This is a genomic window from Xenophilus arseniciresistens (assembly GCF_028023875.1).
Taxonomy (GTDB): Bacteria; Pseudomonadota; Gammaproteobacteria; order Burkholderiales; family Burkholderiaceae_C; genus Xenophilus; species Xenophilus arseniciresistens.
Genome location: NZ_JAQIPB010000009.1, coordinates 127,578 through 144,911 on the forward strand (window position 1 = coordinate 127,578; position 17,334 = coordinate 144,911).

Here is a 17,334-nt window from a genome sequence, read left to right on the forward strand (position 1 = left end):
TCCCTTCCTTTCTTTGCGCTCAATCACGAAACAAGGAGACATGCATGCATTACGTCGATGGATTTGTGCTGCCCGTGCCGCGGGCCAATCTGGATGCCTACCGCGCGCTCGCGCAGAAGGCCGGCGAGGTCTGGCTGGAATACGGCGCGCTGCAGTACTTCGAATGCGTGGGCGATGACGTGCAGCCCGGCAAGCTCACCTCCTTCCCGCAGGCCGTGCAGCTCAAGGACGACGAGGTCCCGGTCTTCTCGTGGATCGTCTACACCTCGCGCGCCGAGCGTGACCGCATCAACGCGCTGGTGATGAAGGACCCGCGCATCGACTGCAAGCCCGAGGACATGCCTTTCGACGGCATGCGCATGTTCTGGGGCGGCTTCACCGGCCTGGTGGAGATGGGCTGGGGCGCAGGGCCCAAGGGCTGAGGCCGGCATGAGCCAGCAGCAGCAACAGCAGCCCTACCGCTGGGTCATCGTCGCCGCCGGCGGCCTGCTGGGCTGCGTGGCCGCGGGCGCGATGTTCTCGCTGCCCGTCTTCCTGCGGCCCATGGCGCAGGACACCGGCTGGTCGGTCACCGGCATTTCGACCGCGATGACCTTCGGCTTCCTGGCCATGGCGCTGGCCAGCCTCGGCTGGGGCCATCTGTCCGACCGCATCGGCCCACGCCCCGTGGTGCTGGCGGGCTCGGTGGTGCTGGCGGGCAGCCTGGCGCTGGCCAGCCGCGCGCAGTCGCTGGCGGGCTTCCAGCTGCTGTTCGGTCTGCTGGTGGGCGGCGCCACGGCCGCCGTCTTCGCACCCATGATGGCCTGCGTCACCGGCTGGTTCGACACGCAGCGCGGGCTGGCCGTCTCGCTGGTGTCGGCGGGCATGGGCATGGCACCGATGACCATGGCCCCGCTGGCCGCCTGGCTGGTCACCGAACAGGGGTGGCGCAGCGCGATGCTGGTGATCGCCGGCGTCGCGGCGCTGCTGATGATCCCCGCGGCCCTGCTGGTGCGCCGCCCGCCTGCGCTGGAGGGCGATGCGGCCGCCTCGGGGCCCGTGGCCGGCGCGCCACCCGACATGGCGCTGGGCCAGGCGCTGCGCTCGCGCCAGTTCATCCTGCTCATGCTGGCCAACTTCTTCTGCTGCGCCACGCACTCGGGCCCGATCTTCCACACCGTCAGCTATGCCGTGACCTGCGGCATCCCGATGATCGCGGCCGTGACGATCTACAGCGTCGAGGGCCTGGCCGGCATGGCCGGGCGCATCGGCTTCGGCCTGGCCGGGGACCGCTTCGGCGCGCAGCGGGTGCTGGTCATCGGCCTGCTGGCCCAGGCCTTCGCCGTGCTGGCCTACGCCAGCGTGAGCCAGCTCGGCAGCTTCTACGCGGTGGCCGTGGTGGTCGGCTTCATCTATGCGGGCACGATGCCGCTGTACGCGGTGATCATCCGCGAGAACTTCCCGCTGCGCATGATGGGCACCATCATCGGCGGCACGGCGCTGGCCGGCAGCCTGGGCATGTCCACCGGGCCGCTGCTCGGCGGCCTGGTCTACGACCGGCTGGGCAGCTACACGCTGATGTACGTCGCCTCCTGGGGCATGGGGCTGGCGGCCATGGCGGTGCTGATGGCTTTTCGGCCCTTCCCGTTGCGCAAGATGGCGGGCGCACCGGCCTAAAGAAAAAGCCGCGCCGCTTTGCAGCGGCGCGGCTTGGGCTTGAGGCTGGCGCGCTCAGTGACCGCCGCCGAAGTGCTCGCCGGCCTTGAGGCGATACACGGTGCCGCAGTACGGGCACTTGGCTTCGCCGGTGCGGGCGACGTCGAGGTACACCTTGGGGTGGGTGTTCCAGAGCTTCATGTCGGCCTTGGGGCTGGGGCAGAACACGCCGCCCTGGTGGTTCAAGTCCTTGGCGGCCAGTTCCACGAGCGACCGGCGGTCTGCCGACTTCACCTGGTCCACGAGCGAGCTGTTGGAAATAGACATGATGGGGCTGCTCCTGCGTTTCAGACCGGCGTCAGCCAGTGGGCGTACTTGGGGTTGCGGCCGTTCACGATGTCGAAGAAGGCGCTCTGGATCTTTTCGGTGATGGGGCCGCGCGAGCCGATGCCGATCTGCACGCGGTCCAGTTCGCGGATGGGGGTCACTTCGGCCGCGGTGCCGGTGAAGAAGGCTTCCTCGGCGATGTAGACCTCGTCGCGCGTGATGCGCTTTTGCACCACTTCGATGCCCAGATCCTTGGCGATGTGCAGGATGGTGTTGCGCGTGATGCCGTTGAGCGCGCCGGCCGACAGGTCGGGCGTGTAGATCACGCCGCCCTTGACCACGAACACGTTCTCGCCCGCGCCTTCGCTGACGAAGCCCGAGGCGTCGAGCAGCAGCGCCTCGTCGTAGCCGTCTTCCGTCGCTTCCATGTTGGCCAGGATGGAGTTGCTGTAGTTGCTCACCGCCTTGGCCTGCGTCATCGTGATGTTGACGTGGTGGCGCGTGTAGCTGGAAGTCTTGACGCGGATGCCGCGCTTGAGCCCTTCCTCGCCCAGGTAGGCGCCCCAGGCCCAGGCCGCCACCATGGCGTGGATGGTGTTGCCCTTGGGGCTCACGCCCAGCTTTTCGGAACCGATCCACACCAGCGGACGCAGGTAGCAGCTCTCGAGCTGGTTCTCGCGCACCACCTGCTTCTGCGCCTCGTTGAGCTGCTCCTTGCTGAAGGGCATGGGCATGCGCAGGATCTTGGCGCTGTTGAACAGGCGTTCGGTGTGCTCTTCGAGGCGGAAGATCGCCGTGCCCTTGTCGGTCTTGTAGGCGCGCACGCCTTCGAAGGCGCCGCAGCCGTAGTGCAAGGTGTGGGTCAGCACATGGATCTTGGCGTCGCGCCAGTCGACGAGTTCGCCGTCCATCCAGATCTTGCCGTCGCGGTCGGCCAGCGAGGGAATCGCGCTCATGAGGGGTCCTTGGGGGTCTGTCGGGGGAAGGCGGCGATTTTACGGCGGCCGTTTTCCTGCCTGTGCTGACGGGCCGTTACAGCCCTGCGGCCCGCCACGCCCGCTCAGGCAACGCACAATCACCGGCTTTTGCTGCCGCTGCTGTCCGACCCGTGCCCCGCTTCAAGAACGCCCTCGCCTATCGCCTCGAACCCTCGTGGGTTCCCGACTTCAACGCCGCACAGGACGCGCTGGACGCCCAGCGCTTCGCGCCCTGCGGCCCCTCGCAGGAAAGCTCGGCCGGCTTCGTCGCGCCCCGGGGGCAGGAACATGGCCTGCTGCTCGAATCCGTGGGCGGCCAGTGGCTGCTGGAATACATGGTCGAGAGCAAGACCGTGCCGGCCTCGGTGATCCGCCGCAAGGTCGACGAGCGCGCGGCCGAGATCGAGAAGACCACGGGCCGCGCGCCCGGCAAGAAGGAAAAGAAGCAGCTCAAGGAAGACGTCACGCACGAGTTGCTGCCGCTGGCCTTCACGCGGCACGCGCGCATCTCGGTGTGGATCGACCCCGAGGCGCGGCGCCTGACGCTGGACACCTCCAACGCCGCGCGCGCCGACGGCGTGGTGACGGCGCTGGTGCAGGCCCTGCCGGGCTTCGCGGTGGCGCCCTTCCACACCCAGCAGGAACCGGCCAGCGCCATGGCCGGCTGGCTGGCCAGCTACGAGCCGCCCGCGGGCTTTTCCATCGACCGCGACTGCGAACTCAAGGCCAGCGACGAGTCCAAGGCCGTGGTGCGCTATGCCAAGCACCCGCTGGACATCGAGGAAGTGCGCCAGCACATCGAGGCCGGCAAGCGCCCCACGCGCCTGGCCATGACCTGGGAAGACCGCGTGAGCTTCGAGCTGACCGAAGGCTTCACGCTGCGCAAGCTGGCCTTCCTGGAAGGCGTGCTCGATGATGCCGGCGTGGGCGGCGACGCGAAAAAGGGTGAGGAAAACTTCGACACCGACGCCGCCATCGTGACCGGCGAGCTGCGGCAGTTGCTGCCGGCGCTGCTGGAGGCGCTGGGCGGCGAGATGCAGCTGGGCCAGGCGGCCGCAGCGCCGCGCGATGCAAGCCCCGCCGCCCCCAAGGCGGCACAAGCCAAGGCCGCAGCCGCCGTGGTGGAAGCGGCCGACGACGACCCACCGTTCTGACCCAGGAAAGCCAGACGCGCAGAAGCAAGAAGGCCGGCAATTCGCCGGCCTTTCTTTTCTTCCTTGCTTACTTGTTGAGCTTGCGCGGCCGACCGGCCTTGAGCGGCGTCAGCGCGTCCAGTGCCTTCTTGAGCTGCGCATCGCTCAGCTTCGCCAGCACCTGCAGGCCGGCGCGCAGCAGCTCGCTCTTCTTGGCCGGGCGCTTGAAGGCCAGCGCGCGTTCCTTCATCTGCGCGATCAGGCCGAAGTCCTGCGGCGGCATGGTGAAGCTGTCACGCACCAGCTTTTCCTTGGCGGGCTTGGCAAGCTTGACGGGCTTTTCGGCCTTCACGGCTTTCACGGCCTTGGGGCTCTTGCCCACTTGAGCGGGCGCAGCAGGCCGAGCTGGTGCGGCGGCCTTCTTCACGGGTGCCTTGGCAGGCACCTTCGTCGGCGCAGCCGCCTTCTTCGCTGCAGTGCGCTTGCGCGGTGCAGCGGCGGGCTTCCTGGCAGCCGGTTCAGGGGCAGCAGCAGCGGCGGCTTCAGCGGAGGCGTCGGTCACGGGGTCGGTGTGGAGGTTCATGGGCGGCTGAACGGTGCTGGGCATCGAATCGATGTAAATGATTTACACGATTTTATGGCCGCCCCGGCCTCCAGGTCATCCCCACGCGCAGGCGCGGGTTGGCGAAAACGGCTCAGGCGTCGCGGGCCGGCGCCTCGGCGGGCACCACCGCGCCCTCTTCCTGCGCAGGCGCCGCTTCGGCCGCCGGCGCAGGCCGCGTCAGCTGCCACTGCACCAGCTTGCCTTCGGCGAAGGTGGCGTCCACGTAGGACTCGCCGTTGTCGCGCCAGCGGTAGACCTCGGGCTGCGTGTCGGGCGGCGACTGCAGCTCGCCCAGCGAGCGCGTCATGGCCACCACGTGCAGCAAAGCCATCTTGGGCTTGAGCTTGGCATTGAGCATCACGGCGCTGCCCACGTAGCCGATGGGCCGGTCGGCCGCGCGGCGCATCACCTGCATGGTGCGCGTGAAATGCAGCAGCAGGAACATGAGCAGCCCGCCCGTCACGGCGAACACGCCCATCCAGCCCCAGCTGCGGTAGCCGAGCACAAGCAACACCAGGCCGCCCAGCGGCACCAAGACTTTCTGCAGATTCATGGGGCGGCATTGTCGCCGCGCCACGGCAAGGCCCGGCCGGGCTGCGCCCCGCGCCTCACTCCTTGACCATCTCGCGCATCTTGCGCCGCAACGCGCGCTCGCGCCTGTCCTCGGCCTGCCAGTCCTGCCGGATGGCCAGCGTCACGGAGACGGCCATCAGCAGCAGCACCACCGAAAAGGGCAGTGCGAAGACGATGGTGGCCGTCTGCACCGCGCCCAGCCCGCCGGCCAGCAGCAGGCTCAGCGCGATGGCCGCCACCAGCACGCCCCAGATGACCTTCACGCGATTGGGTGGATTGGGGTTGCCCTGCGTGCTCATGGTGCCCAGCACCAGGGTGGCCGAATCGCCCGAGGTGACGAAGAAGACGAACACCAGCACCGTGGCCACGATGGACAGCAGCAGCCCCCCGGGCATCGCCTCGAACATCACGAACATGGTGGTGGCGACGTTGCCGGCCACGGCCTCAGCCAGCGGGACGCCGCGGAAGATCTCGAAGTTCAGCGCCGTGCCGCCGAAGATGGAGAACCACACGAAGCCCAGCAGGCTGGGCGCCAGCACCGTGCCGGCCAGGAACTGGCGCACCGTGCGCCCGCGCGAGACGCGCGCGATGAACAGGCCCACGAAGGGCGACCAGGCCAGCCACCAGGCCCAGTAGAAGATGGTCCAGTCGCCGATCCAGGAGTTCTCGCGGAAGGGCGACATGCGCAGGCTCATGCGCACGAACTCGCTGATGTAGCTGCCCAGCGTGGTGGTCAGCGTGTCGACGATGGCGATGGTCGGGCCCAGGCACAGCACCACCAGCGCCAGCGCGCCGGCCAGCCAGAGGTTGCCGATGGACAGCCACTTGACGCCGCGCTCCACGCCCGTGACGGCCGAGAGGATGAACAAGGTGGCGGTGACCACGATGATGATCGACTGCGGCCACGGGCCCACCGGCAGGCCGAAGGCCGCGTTCAGGCCGCTGTTGATCTGCGTCGCGCCCATGCCCAGCGAGGCCGCCACGCCGAAGGCCGTGGCCACCACCGCCAGCACGTTGAAAAGCGGCGACAGGCGCTGCACGAAGCGCCACGGCAGGGCCTCGGTGGCCGAGCTGACCAGCGGCAGCGCCTTGCGCCGGAAGCGGAAGAAGCTGATGGCCAGGCCCACGATGCCGTAGATGGCCCAGGGGTGGAAGCCCCAGTGGAAGAAGGCATAGCGCATGGCGGCGTTGGCGGCCTCGGGCGTGCCGGGTGCGATGCCCGGCGGCGGCTTCATGTAGTGGGACACGGGTTCGGACACGCCCCAGAACACCAGCCCGATGCCCATGCCCGCGGCAAAGAGCATGGCGAACCAGGCGCCGACCGAAAACTCGGGCTCGTCGTCTTCGTCGCCGAGCTTGAGATTGCCGTAACGCGTGACGGCCAGGAAGATCGCCAGCCCCACCAGCCCCAGCACCACCCAGAGGTAGAACCAGCCGAAGGTGCGCGTGACGTCGGCCAGCAGGGTGTTGAAGAAGCTGCCCAGGGTGGCTGGCGAGATCAGTCCCCAGATCACCACGGACGCGATGATCGCGGCGGAGACGAGCAGTTGCATGGGCAGGTTCCTTGTCGGCGGCTGCTCGGCCCCGGGCGGCCGAAGCGCAAGCCGTGTTCAGAAAGAAAAGGCCGCGCAAGCATGCGCCACCTGGGCGGCTGCGGCAAGGCAGGGCTGCGGCGGATGCTGTAGGACCGCCGCCAGATCGGCGCGCAGGCGCCATGCAGCCCGTCAGTCGAAGCGCGCCACCACGCGGTCCGCGGCCCGCGCCTGGCAGCCCGCGTCCATCGGCGCCCAGCCCTCGCGCGCCAGCACCTGGTGCCGCTCCAGGCACAGCTCCACGCGCCGCGCCTGCGGCCAGCGCGCGTGGACGAAGGCTTCGAGGGCCGCGGGCAGGCTCACGTCCAGCGTCATGCCCAGCTGCGCATCGCTCGGGTGGTCGTCCAGGTGCAAAAGCGGCATGAAGCCGCCCGCGAACTTGGTCAGGTGCGAATCGATGTGCACCGGCGTGGGCCGGTAGTGCTCGGCGCGCAGCCAGTCCTGCGCGCGCTGGCGCAGGTCAGGGCCGTCGGGCAGCGCGCCCCAGGCCGTGGCCAGCAACTCGGCCACCCACTGGTTGCAGTTCTGGTAGCGCAGGCTGAAGGGATAGGCGTTGGCGCTGTAGGTGGCGGCCAGCAGGCGCAGCGCGCGCTGGCGGTCCTGCGCGGCGAGCAGCAGCGCATCGGCCGCCTCGCGCGGCAGGAAGACGATGGACACATGGGCCAGGTCGGGCGAATCGGCGCTCATCAGAAAGCCCGCCAGGCCTTGGTCGAACAGGCGCGGGCGGCCTTCGTCGCAATCGAAGTAGAGCTGGCGCACCGACCAGGGCACCTCGCCGCCGTCCTTGAGCATCACGCCGGCATGCGAGTAGCGCAGGCCGAAGCGCCGCAGGTCCAGCCCGCTGCGCGAGATCAGCGCCACCTCCTGGCCGCTGGCGGAAAGCACTTCCTGCACCGCGCCGGCAAAGCGCAGCACGCGGTCCTGCGCGCCGGGGCGCTGCGTTTTCGTGGGTTGGCAAAAGGGGGTGAGCAGGCCGCTGTGAAAGCCCACCGCCGTGCCGATGCCGCTGGCCTGCGCAGCCAGACAGGCGCCCGCGGCCAGGCCGGCGGCCAGCGCGCGCCGCAGGCTCAAGGCGTGACGGGGCGCGAGCGCAGTTGCTGGTCCCAGCTGTCGGCCAGCACGAGCAGGAAGGGCTCGGGGGCCGCCGCGCGCGTGAACTGCACGCCATAGACGCGCTGGCGCGACTGCACGATGTCGCCCACCGCGGGGGCCTGGCCACCCAGCGCCTTCAGCGGCACGTCCAGCGTGAACGGCCGGGCCTGCGCGATGCCCTGCGGCTCCAGGCTCAGGCGCAGCTTGTTGCCGGCCTGGTCGGGCACGGGTGCAACGGCAGTCACTCGCCAGTCGCCGTCCTTGATGGCGGCGGTCTTGTCGGCGCCGCTGCTGCTGTTGCTGGAGCTGGAGATCGAATCCGAGGAGGCCGAACCCGCGCTGCTGGCGGAGGAACCGGCGCTGGAGGCCGAGGCGGTGAGGCTGTCGGCCCGGGCCGGCAGGGTGAAGGCGCCGGCCAGGGCCAGCGCCGCGAAGAAGACAGGGGCTTTCATGGACATCGGGTCTGCGGGATGAAGGTGCAGCATACGCGAGCACCATGGCAGGGCCGCACGCCGCGCTGACCGATCAGTCCAGCCCGCGCACCACGTCCAGCGCCTGCTCGATGCGCTCGACGCCGTGCACCGTCAGGCCCTCGAATTCGCGGCTGCCCTTCTTGGGCATGTTGGCCTTGGGCACCACCGCCACCGAGAAGCCCAGCTTGGCGGCCTCCTTGAGCCGCTCCTGGCCGCGCGGCGCGGGCCGCACTTCGCCGGCCAGGCCCACTTCGCCAAAGGCCACGAAGCCCTTGGGCAGGGCCTTGCCGCGCAGGCTGCTGGTGATGGCCAGCAGCACGGCCAGGTCGGCCGCGGGCTCGCCGATGCGCACGCCGCCCACGGCGTTGACGAACACGTCCTGGTCCATGCAGGCCACGCCCGCATGGCGGTGCAGCACGGCCAGCAGCATGGCCAGCCGGTCGCGCTCCAGGCCCACCGACAGGCGGCGCGGGCTGGGTCCGCCGTCGTCCACCAGCGCCTGGATCTCCACCAGCATCGGCCGCGTGCCTTCGAGCGTGACCATCACCACGCTGCCGGGCACGGGCTCGGGGTGCTGGCTCAGGAAGATGGCGCTCGGGTTGGTCACGCCGCGCAGGCCCTTTTCGGTCATGGCGAAGACGCCGATCTCATTCACGGCGCCAAAGCGGTTCTTGATGGCGCGCACGAGCCGAAAGCTCGAATGCGTGTCGCCCTCGAAGTACAGCACCGTGTCGACCATGTGCTCCAGCACGCGCGGGCCGGCCAGCGCACCTTCCTTGGTCACATGGCCCACCAGCACCACGGCGGTGCCGCTGGCCTTGGCAAAGCGCGTGAGGTGCGCCGCGCATTCGCGCACCTGCGCCACCGAGCCCGGCGCCGAACTAAGCTGGTCGGAGTACACGGTCTGGATCGAATCGATGACCGCGATGGCCGGGCGCTGGGCGTCCAGCGTGGCCAGGATCTTCTCGAGCTGGATCTCGGCCATCACCTGCACCTGCGAGCGCTCCAGCCCCAGCCGGCGCGCGCGCAGCGCCACCTGCGCGCCACTTTCCTCGCCCGTCACGTACAGCGCGAGCTGGCCGGCGTTCTGCAGCGCGTCGGTGGCCTGCAGCAAAAGCGTGGATTTGCCGATGCCCGGATCGCCGCCGATGAGCGTGACGCCGCCCGAGACGATGCCGCCGCCCAGCACGCGGTCCAGCTCTTCCAGGCCGGTGGGCGTGCGCGCCACGTCGCGGGCCTCGATCTCGGACAGCACCGTCAGCTCGGTGGCGCCGGCCAGCGAGGCAAAGGGCATGGCGCCATAGCGGTTCTGGCCGCCCGCGGCCGCGGGCGCTGCACTCGCCTGTTCGATCAGCGTGTTCCAGGCGCCGCAGGCCGGGCACTTGCCCAGCCACTTCGGGCTGCTGCCCCCACATTCGCTGCACACATAGACGGTCTTTTCCTTGGCCATCGCTCGAGTGTAGAAAGGGCGCGGCCACGCGCGGCGCGCTTTCGCAGCACACTTGCGCCCTCCATCTTTCTTCTTGCCCCACGCGCCAGACCGGATACGCCCATGCAGACCCCCGCCAACCTCTTCAAGCAAGCCATGGCCGACGGCCAGACCCGCATCGGCCTGTGGGTCGGCCTGGCCGACGCCTATGTCACCGAACTGCTGGCCGGCACCGGCTACGACTGGCTGCTGATCGACGGCGAGCACGCGCCCAATGACCTGCGCCTGGTCCTGGCGCAGCTGCAGGCCGTGGCCAGCGCCTGCTCGGCCCTGCCGGCCGATGCGCCGCGCCCGCACCCCATCGTGCGCCTGCCCGTGGGCGAAACGCCGCTGATCAAGCAGTACCTGGACATCGGCGCGCAGACCCTGCTGGTGCCCATGGTGGACACGGCCGAACAGGCCGCCGCGCTGGCGCAGGCCATGCGCTACCCGCCCGAAGGCGTGCGCGGCATGGGCGCCGGGCTGGCCCGGGCCTCGCGCTGGAATGCCTACCCCCAATACATCCACGAGGCCAATGCCCAGGCCTGCCTGCTGGTGCAGGCCGAAACGGTGGAGGCGATGAAGAACCTCGATGCGATCGCGGCCACGCCGGGCGTGGACGGCGTGTTCATCGGCCCGGCCGACCTGTCGGCCTCCATGGGCTTCGTGGGGCAGCCCAACCACCCCGAAGTGCAGGCCGCCATCCTTGACGGCATCGCGCGCATCCGCCGTGCGGGCAAGGCGGCCGGCATCCTGGCCACGACCGAGGGCCCCGCGCAGCAGTGGCTGGCAGCGGGCGCGCAGTTCGTGGCCGTGGGCATCGACACGGCCCTGCTGACCAGCGCCGCCAAGGCGCTGCGCGCGCGCTTCCCGGGCGGCACGCCCGCAGGCGCGGCGGGCACCAGCGGCTACTGAAATTAGCCCCCACGCGCCCCCGCTTCGCGCGGTCCGCTGCCCCCCGAGGGGGCTTTTTCATCTTGGGGCGGCCCGGCGATGAAAAAACGCGCGCCCGACCGGCCCCGCGCGGATTGGCGTAAACGCGGGGGCGGCGGCAAGTCACTTTCAGAAACAATGGCGCCCTTTGTGCGCCGCACACCTGCGCGCGCCAGCAGCCATTCCGGAGACAAACGACCATGCATTTCACCCGCCGCCATCTGCTGCAGACCACGGGCGCCTCGGCCCTGCTGGCCAGCATCGGCCAGCAGGCCTTCGCGCAGGCCGCCGCGCTGGAGACCACCAACATCATCACCGGCTTCGCGGCCGGCGGCACCTCCGACACCATCTGCCGCCGCGTGGCGCAGAAGCTGCAGCCGGCCTTTGCCAAGGCCGCCGTAGTGGAGAACCGCACCGGCGCCGGTGGCCAGATCGCGATCAGCTACGTCAAGGGCCGCCCGGCCGACGGCGGCACGATCCTGCAGACGCCCACGTCGATGCTGACGATCTACCCGCACATCTACAGCAAGCTGCCCTACGACCCGGTCAACGACCTGACGCCGCTGTCGCTGGGCTGCGTGTTCGACTTCGGCTTTGCCGTCGGCCCGGCCGTGCCGGCCAGCGTGAAGAACATCGCCGACTTCCTGGCCTGGGCCAAGGCCAATCCGGCCGGCGCCAACTTCGGCTCGCCGGCCGCCGGCTCCACGCCGCACTTCGTGGGCGCGCTGATCGGCCAGCACGGCGGCGTCGAACTCAAGCACGCGGCCTACCGCGGCACGCAGCCGGCCATGCTCGACCTGCTGGGCGGCAACATCTCGGCCGTCTCGGGCCCCATCGGCGACATCACGCAGCATCTGGCCAGCGGCAAGATCCGCATCCTGAGCGTGTCGGGCGCCAAGCGCAGCCGCTTCGCACCGGAGGTGCCCACGCTGGTCGAGCAGGGCCTGCCCGACATGGCGCACAGCGAATGGTTCGCCTTCTTCCTGCCGGCCAAGGCCTCGCCCGAGCTGGTGACGCGCCTGAACGGCCACATGAAGACCGCGCTGGCCTCGCAGGACGTGATCGACGGCCTGGCCACCTTCGGCCTGGAAGCCATGTCCTCCTCCCCGCAGGAGCTGGCCGAGATCCTGAAGAAGGACACGGCCAAGTGGGGCCCCATCGTCAAGAAGGTGGGCTTCAAGGCCGAGAGCTGATCCGGCACCGGCCGACGTCATCGGGGCCGCCTGCGGGCGGCCCTTTTTCTGGCGCGCGCGGCCTTCTGCACAATGGCCGCCACGACCTTCACGCGCTCGACGCAACGCACATCCTCATGAAGACATGCATCTACGGAGCCGGCGCCATCGGCGGCTGGATCGGCAACGCACTGGCCCAGGCCGGTGAACGGATCAACGTGGTGGCCCGCGGCGCCACATTGCAGGCCCTGCAGCAGGGCGGCCTGCAGCTGCAGCGCCCCGACGGCGTGCGCCAGCGCACGCCGGTGCATGCCGTGGCCGACCCCGCCGAGCTGGGCCCGCAGGACCTGGTGGTGGTGGCCGTGAAGGGCCCCGCGCTCGAGGCCGTGGCGCAGCAGATCGCGCCGCTGCTGGGGCCCGACACGCTGGTGCTGACGGCGATGAATGGCGTGCCCTGGTGGTTCCTCGAAGGCGGCTTCGGCGGCCCGCTGGCCGGGCGCCGGCTGCATGCGGTCGACCCCAGGGGCGCGATCGCCACGGCCATTCCGGCCGCGCAGGTGATCGGCGGCGTGGTGCATGCCAGCTGCTCGCTGGATGCGCCGGGCGTGGTGCGCCATCACTTTGGCCATGGCCTGATCCTGGGCGAGCCGTCGGGCGAGGCCACGCCGCGCGTGCAGCAGCTGGCTGACAAGCTGCAGCGCGGCGGCATCGAGGCCACGGTGTCGCCGCAGATCCAGCGCGACATCTGGTTCAAGCTGTGGGGCAACATGACCATGAACCCCATCAGCGCGCTGACCGGCGCCACCACCGACCGCATCCTGGACGACGAGCTGGTGCGCGGCTTCATCTCTGCGGTGATGCTGGAGGCGCGCGACATCGGTGCGCGCATCGGCATCCCCATCGACCAAAGCCCCGAAGACCGCCATGCCGTCACGCGCAAGCTGGGCGCCTTCAAGACCTCGATGCTGCAGGACGTGGAGGCCAAGCGCCCGGTGGAGCTGGACGCGCTGGTGAGCGTGGTGCGCGAACTGGGCGCCGGCCTGGGCCTGGCCACCCCCTTCACCGACGCACTGCTGGGCCTGGCGCGGCTGCGCGCGCGCGAACTGGGCCTCTACCCGGCCTGATCGCCTGCCGCGGCCAGGGCGCGCCGCGCGCGCTTGACCTGGTACATGGCCTCGTCGGCCGCGCGCAGGGTCTGCACGGCGTCGAGCGTGCCGGGCGCGACGCTGACCACGCCCACGCTGGCGCCGGCATACGAAAGGCACAGCCCGCGGCCCAGCGGGTAGTCGCCCGCCGTGGCCTGCTCCACGCGCGCGCCAAAGGCCTGCTCGGCCGCGTGCCTGGCTTCTTCTGCCCGCTGCTGCGCCTGCGGCTCGGGGCCCCAGCCCAGCACCACGAACTCGTCGCCGCCGATGCGGGCCGCGACTTCGCCTGCCTGCAGCACCGCGCGCAGCCGCTCGCCCAGGGCGATCAGGAACTGGTCGCCGGCGTCATGGCCGTGGACGTCGTTGATGGCCTTGAAGCCGTCCAGGTCGACGAAGGCCAGCATCAGCGGCCGCCCCGACGGGTCACCGCCTAGCCGGCGGCCCAGCTCCTGCTGCAGGGCGCGGCGGTTGGCCAGCTGCGTGAGCGGGTCGGTGGTGGCAAAGGCCCTCAGCCGGCCATTGGCCTCGATCAGCTGCTGCAACAGCTGCTCGCGCTCCACCTGCTGCGCGATCAGGGTGGCGAACAGTGCGAGCATGCGCTGCGCCCGCGGCGACAGCGTGTGACGCGTGCCGCTGGCCGCGCACAAGGTGCCATACAGCGAGCCGTCGGCCAGGCGCACCGGCGTGCTCAGATAGGTCTGGATGCCCAGTTCGCGCGCGGCGGCCGAATCGCCCCAGCGCTCGGGCACGTCGTTGCAGAAACTCTGGCCTTCGTCGAGCGCGCGCCGGCACAGCGTGTCGCCCCAGGGCACCCACAGGCCCTCGGGGATCTTCAGCTCGCCGGCGTTGCGCGCGTACAGCACGTTCTGCACGCTGCGCTGCAGGTCCACCGTGGTCAGGTAGGTCGACTCCAGTCCCGTGACCGACTCCAGCATCTCCAGCATGGGTCGCGTCAGCTCCTCCAGCGTGCGGGCGCCGGCGACGGTTTCGGATATCTGGTCGAGCAGCTTGTCCATCGCTTCTATTCTGACCCGGCGTCTTTTCATGCGGATGAGAAGCAAGGGTGCTTTGCGTGACAGTTTCGTCGCGCAGGCCCCCTACCATGGGTGATCCGAACCCCTCAGCCACCCAGGAGCCCCGCATGAGCACCGCCCGCAGCTACGCCGCCACGGCCGCCGATTCGCCGCTTGCCCCTTTCACCTTCGAACGCCGCGAACCGCTCGCGCGCGACGTGCTCATCGACATCCTGCACTGCGGCGTGTGCCATTCGGACCTGCACACCGCGCGCAACGAATGGGGCGGCACGCGCTACCCCGTGGTGCCGGGCCACGAGATCGTGGGCCGCGTGCGCGCCGTGGGACCCGGGGTCTCCAAATTCAAGGTCGGCGACGTGGTCGGCGTGGGCTGCATGGTCGACAGCTGCCAGCAATGCAACCCCTGCAGCGAAGGCCTGGAGCAGTACTGCGACAAGGGCTTCACAGACACCTACAACGGCCGCGAGCAAGGCAGCAAGGCCAACACCTATGGCGGCTACTCCGACCACATCGTGGTGCATGAGAAGTTCGTGCTGCGCGTGACGCACGACGAATCGCAGCTGGCGGCCGTGGCGCCGCTGCTGTGCGCGGGCATCACCACCTGGTCGCCGCTGCGCCAGTGGAAGGTGGGGCCGGGCCAGAAGGTGGGCATCGTGGGCCTGGGCGGGCTGGGCCACATGGGCGTGAAGCTGGCGGCGGCACTGGGCGCGCATGTGGTGCTGTTCACCACCTCGCCGGGCAAGCGCGAGGACGCACTGCGGCTGGGCGCGCACGAAGTGGTGGTGTCGAAGAACGCCGACGAGATGAAGGCGCACCGCGCGAGCTTCGACTTCATCCTCAACACCGTGGCCGCGCCGCACGAGCTGGACCCTTTCATTCAGTTGCTCAAGCTGGACGGCACGATGACGCTGGTGGGCGCGCCGGCTTCGCCGCACCCTTCGCCCAATGTCTTCGGCTTCATCTTCAAGCGCCGCCGCCTGGCCGGCTCGCTGATCGGCGGCATTGCCGAGACGCAGGAGATGCTGGATTTCTGCGCCGGGCACGGCATCGTCTCGGACATCGAGTCCATCCGCGCCGACCAGATCGAAGAGGCTTACGAGCGCATGCTCAAGAGCGACGTGAAGTACCGCTTCGTGATCGACCTGGCGACGCTGCCGGCCGCGGCCTGAAGAAGGCCTCAGCCCAGGCGCATCAAACGCAAAGCCTCGGGCAGCGAGTTGGCCTGGGGCAGGAAGTGGTCGATGGCCAGGCCCAGCAGCACGGCGCAGGCCAGCGCGCCCAGCAGCGGCTTCCAGGTCAGGCGCACGGCAGCCGTGAGCCAGCCCTCGCGCGAGACGCGCACCGCCGTGCGCGCGGCGGTGTATGAAAAAGCCACCTCGATGGCCACGGCCAAGAGCGCATCGACGCCGAAATACATGACGACCAGCGAGCCGGCGCCAAACAGGATGGCCGCGCCGATCAGGAACACGGCCACCACGGGCACGACCACCACCGCGCCTTCGTCGGCGCTGCCCGCGGCATCGAGGGCGCCGCTGGCGACGTCGCCCAGGCCCAGGCCGCCTTCGGCTGCGTCCGTCGTCTGGCTGAGCGCCTGCACGGGCGCGCTGTCGAAATCGCCCGAGGCACCGCCGCCCGCGTAGTCCCCGCCCCTGCCGCTGCGCATGGGCACCGAGGCATCGGTGCCTGAGCCTGAGCCGTGCGAGCCCGAACCCTCAAAGCTGCCGCCGTCCAGCCCCGGATCGTCCAGGCCGTCGCGCCGCACCAGGTGCTGCGCCCACCAGCGCAGCACCAGCAGGTACGCCAGGTAGCCCACGCCCAAGGTCAGCGCGTAGCGCAGCGCCAGGGACTGCACGCCCAGGTGCATCTGCAGCGCCGCCACAGCCCACATCAACAGCAGCATCAAGGTGCCGATGACGAAGCCGTGGACGCGCAGGCTGTGGCGCTGGTGCAGCTCGCGCTCGAACTGCGTTTCCCACAGGCGCACGGCGCGCCAGCTGGACAGGACCTTCAAGTGCGCGGCTCCAGCGGCGGCTGATGCTGCTGCGCCTCGACCGCCACGGGCACGCGCGGCGCCACGGCGCACATCAGCTCATAGCCCACGGTACCGGCCGCCTGCGCCACTTCGTCGATGGGCAGCAGGGCGCCGCGCTGCGTGCTGCCGGCCAGCGTGCCGGCGCGGCCCCACAGCGTGACTTCGCTGCCCACGCCGGCGTCGGGCACGGGCGTGAGGTCCACGGTCACCATGTCCATGCTCACGCGGCCCACCAGTTGCGTGCGCACGCCGTCGACCAGCACCGGCGTGCCCGTGGGCGCCACGCGCGGGTAGCCGTCGGCATAGCCCACGGCCGCAATGCCGATGCGCATGGGCCGCTCGGCCACGAAGCGCGAGCCATAGCCCACGCTGTCGCCGACTTGCAGCTGCTGCACGCCGATCAGCCGCGTGGCCAGCGTCTGCGTGGGCTGCAGCTGCCAGTGCGCGGCGTCGTGCTCCGGGAAGTCGGGCGCGCTGCCGTACAGCACGATGCCGGGGCGCACCCAGTCGGCGCGCGTGCGCTCGGCATGGCGCAGCACGGCCGCGCTGTTGGCCAGGCTGCGCTCGCCAGAGAGGTCGCGCGTGGCCTCGTCGAAGGCGGCCAGCGCGGCGTCGATGCCCTTGGGCCCGTCGGCATCGCTGAAGTGCATCATCAGCGAAACCTCGTCCACCTGCGTCAGCGCATTCAGGCGCGCCCAGGCGCTGCGCAGCCGCTCGGGCGCGAAGCCCAGCCGGTTCATGCCCGAGTTCATCTTCAGGAACACGCGATGCGGCTGCTGCGTCTTGTGCGCGGCCAGCCAGTCGATCTGCGCGTCGCAGTGCACCGTGTGCCACAAGCCCAGGCGCGAGCACAGCTCCAGGTCGCGCGGCTCGAACACGCCTTCGAGCAGCAGGATCGGGCCGCGCCAGCCCAACGCGCGCACGCGCTCGGCCTCGGCCAGGTCCAGCAGCGCAAAGCCGTCGGCGGCGCGCAGGGCATCGAAGACCCGCTCGATCCCGTGCCCGTAGGCATTGGCCTTGACCACGGCCCACACGCGCGATTGAAGGGCATGGCGGCGCACCTGCGTGAGGTTGTGCTGCAGGGCGGCGGGATGGACGGTGGCGAGGATCGGACGCGGCATGTCGGAACTGTGTCCCAGTGTGG

At 70.1% G+C, this 17,334-nt stretch carries 18 protein-coding genes; 7 read left to right on the forward strand and 11 right to left on the reverse strand.

Annotated elements, in window-relative coordinates; genetic code table 11:
* Positions 1-44: 44 nt before the first annotated feature.
* Both PGB34_RS18360 and PGB34_RS18365 read left to right on the forward strand, forming a co-directional pair.
* A complete protein-coding gene (locus PGB34_RS18360) occupies positions 45-422 on the forward strand; it encodes a DUF1428 domain-containing protein (protein ID WP_271429552.1) in 378 nt (125 codons plus the stop codon).
* A gap of 7 nt (positions 423-429) precedes the next feature.
* Positions 430-1,656: an MFS transporter gene (locus tag PGB34_RS18365; RefSeq protein WP_271429553.1), complete on the forward strand. Its 1,227-nt coding sequence runs from the start codon at positions 430-432 to the stop codon at positions 1,654-1,656.
* Between the two features lie 54 nt (positions 1,657-1,710).
* On the opposite strand, the gene PGB34_RS18370 is transcribed toward PGB34_RS18365, so the two are convergent.
* Positions 1,711-1,962, reverse strand: coding sequence for a zinc-finger domain-containing protein (locus PGB34_RS18370; protein WP_271429554.1), 252 nt, complete (start codon positions 1,960-1,962; stop codon positions 1,711-1,713).
* 20 nt (positions 1,963-1,982) lie between these two features.
* A complete protein-coding gene (locus PGB34_RS18375) occupies positions 1,983-2,918 on the reverse strand; it encodes a branched-chain amino acid transaminase (RefSeq protein ID WP_271429555.1) in 936 nt (311 codons plus the stop codon).
* 152 nt (positions 2,919-3,070) lie between these two features.
* Between PGB34_RS18375 and PGB34_RS18380 the strand changes: the two genes are divergently transcribed.
* A complete protein-coding gene (locus PGB34_RS18380; RefSeq protein WP_271429556.1) occupies positions 3,071-4,093 on the forward strand; it encodes a recombination-associated protein RdgC in 1,023 nt (340 codons plus the stop codon).
* 67 nt (positions 4,094-4,160) lie between these two features.
* On the opposite strand, the gene PGB34_RS18385 is transcribed toward PGB34_RS18380, so the two are convergent.
* The 6 genes from PGB34_RS18385 to radA form a co-directional block, all read right to left on the reverse strand.
* Positions 4,161-4,679: a hypothetical protein gene (locus PGB34_RS18385; RefSeq protein WP_271429557.1), complete on the reverse strand. Its 519-nt coding sequence runs from the start codon at positions 4,677-4,679 to the stop codon at positions 4,161-4,163.
* A gap of 88 nt (positions 4,680-4,767) precedes the next feature.
* The gene (locus PGB34_RS18390) at positions 4,768-5,229 is read right to left on the reverse strand and encodes a glycerate kinase (protein WP_271429558.1); all 462 of its coding nucleotides are present in this window, start codon (positions 5,227-5,229) and stop codon (positions 4,768-4,770) included.
* A gap of 55 nt (positions 5,230-5,284) precedes the next feature.
* Positions 5,285-6,802, reverse strand: a complete 1,518-nt coding sequence (locus PGB34_RS18395) for a BCCT family transporter (RefSeq protein WP_271429559.1) — start codon at positions 6,800-6,802, stop codon at positions 5,285-5,287.
* Positions 6,803-6,973: 171 nt separating this feature from the next.
* A complete protein-coding gene (locus tag PGB34_RS18400) occupies positions 6,974-7,912 on the reverse strand; it encodes a DUF2145 domain-containing protein (RefSeq protein ID WP_271429560.1) in 939 nt (312 codons plus the stop codon).
* Positions 7,909-8,385: a hypothetical protein gene (locus PGB34_RS18405; protein WP_271429561.1), complete on the reverse strand. Its 477-nt coding sequence runs from the start codon at positions 8,383-8,385 to the stop codon at positions 7,909-7,911. The genes PGB34_RS18400 and PGB34_RS18405 overlap by 4 nt, the downstream gene beginning before the upstream one ends.
* 73 nt (positions 8,386-8,458) lie before the next feature.
* Positions 8,459-9,856 carry a DNA repair protein RadA gene (radA, locus tag PGB34_RS18410; RefSeq protein ID WP_271429562.1) on the reverse strand — a complete coding sequence of 466 codons (1,398 nt, stop codon included), beginning with the start codon at positions 9,854-9,856 and terminating at the stop codon, positions 8,459-8,461.
* A gap of 102 nt (positions 9,857-9,958) precedes the next feature.
* On the opposite strand from radA, the gene PGB34_RS18415 reads away from it, so the two are divergent.
* The 3 genes from PGB34_RS18415 (at position 9,959) to PGB34_RS18425 (ending at position 13,103) form a co-directional block, all read left to right on the forward strand.
* A complete protein-coding gene (locus PGB34_RS18415) occupies positions 9,959-10,789 on the forward strand; it encodes an aldolase/citrate lyase family protein (RefSeq protein ID WP_271429563.1) in 831 nt (276 codons plus the stop codon).
* A gap of 218 nt (positions 10,790-11,007) precedes the next feature.
* Positions 11,008-12,000 carry a Bug family tripartite tricarboxylate transporter substrate binding protein gene (locus PGB34_RS18420; RefSeq protein ID WP_271429564.1) on the forward strand — a complete coding sequence of 331 codons (993 nt, stop codon included), beginning with the start codon at positions 11,008-11,010 and terminating at the stop codon, positions 11,998-12,000.
* A gap of 116 nt (positions 12,001-12,116) precedes the next feature.
* Complete coding sequence (locus tag PGB34_RS18425) at positions 12,117-13,103, forward strand: 2-dehydropantoate 2-reductase (RefSeq protein WP_271429565.1); 987 nt, start codon at positions 12,117-12,119, stop codon at positions 13,101-13,103.
* On the opposite strand, the gene PGB34_RS18430 is transcribed toward PGB34_RS18425, so the two are convergent.
* Entirely contained in the window at positions 13,091-14,140 is a 1,050-nt protein-coding gene (locus PGB34_RS18430) for a GGDEF domain-containing protein (protein WP_271429566.1), read from the reverse strand. The two genes, PGB34_RS18425 and PGB34_RS18430, sit on opposite strands and share 13 nt — an antisense overlap.
* 125 nt (positions 14,141-14,265) lie before the next feature.
* Here PGB34_RS18430 and PGB34_RS18435 point away from each other — a divergent pair, with 125 nt between their 5' ends.
* Entirely contained in the window at positions 14,266-15,327 is a 1,062-nt protein-coding gene (locus PGB34_RS18435; protein WP_271429567.1) for an NAD(P)-dependent alcohol dehydrogenase, read from the forward strand.
* Positions 15,328-15,335: 8 nt separating this feature from the next.
* On the opposite strand, the gene PGB34_RS18440 is transcribed toward PGB34_RS18435, so the two are convergent.
* Positions 15,336-16,169, reverse strand: coding sequence for a hypothetical protein (locus tag PGB34_RS18440; protein ID WP_271429568.1), 834 nt, complete (start codon positions 16,167-16,169; stop codon positions 15,336-15,338).
* The gene (gene alr, locus PGB34_RS18445; RefSeq protein ID WP_271429569.1) at positions 16,166-17,311 is read right to left on the reverse strand and encodes an alanine racemase; all 1,146 of its coding nucleotides are present in this window, start codon (positions 17,309-17,311) and stop codon (positions 16,166-16,168) included. The genes PGB34_RS18440 and alr overlap by 4 nt, the downstream gene beginning before the upstream one ends.
* Between the last annotated feature and the right edge of the window lie 23 nt (positions 17,312-17,334).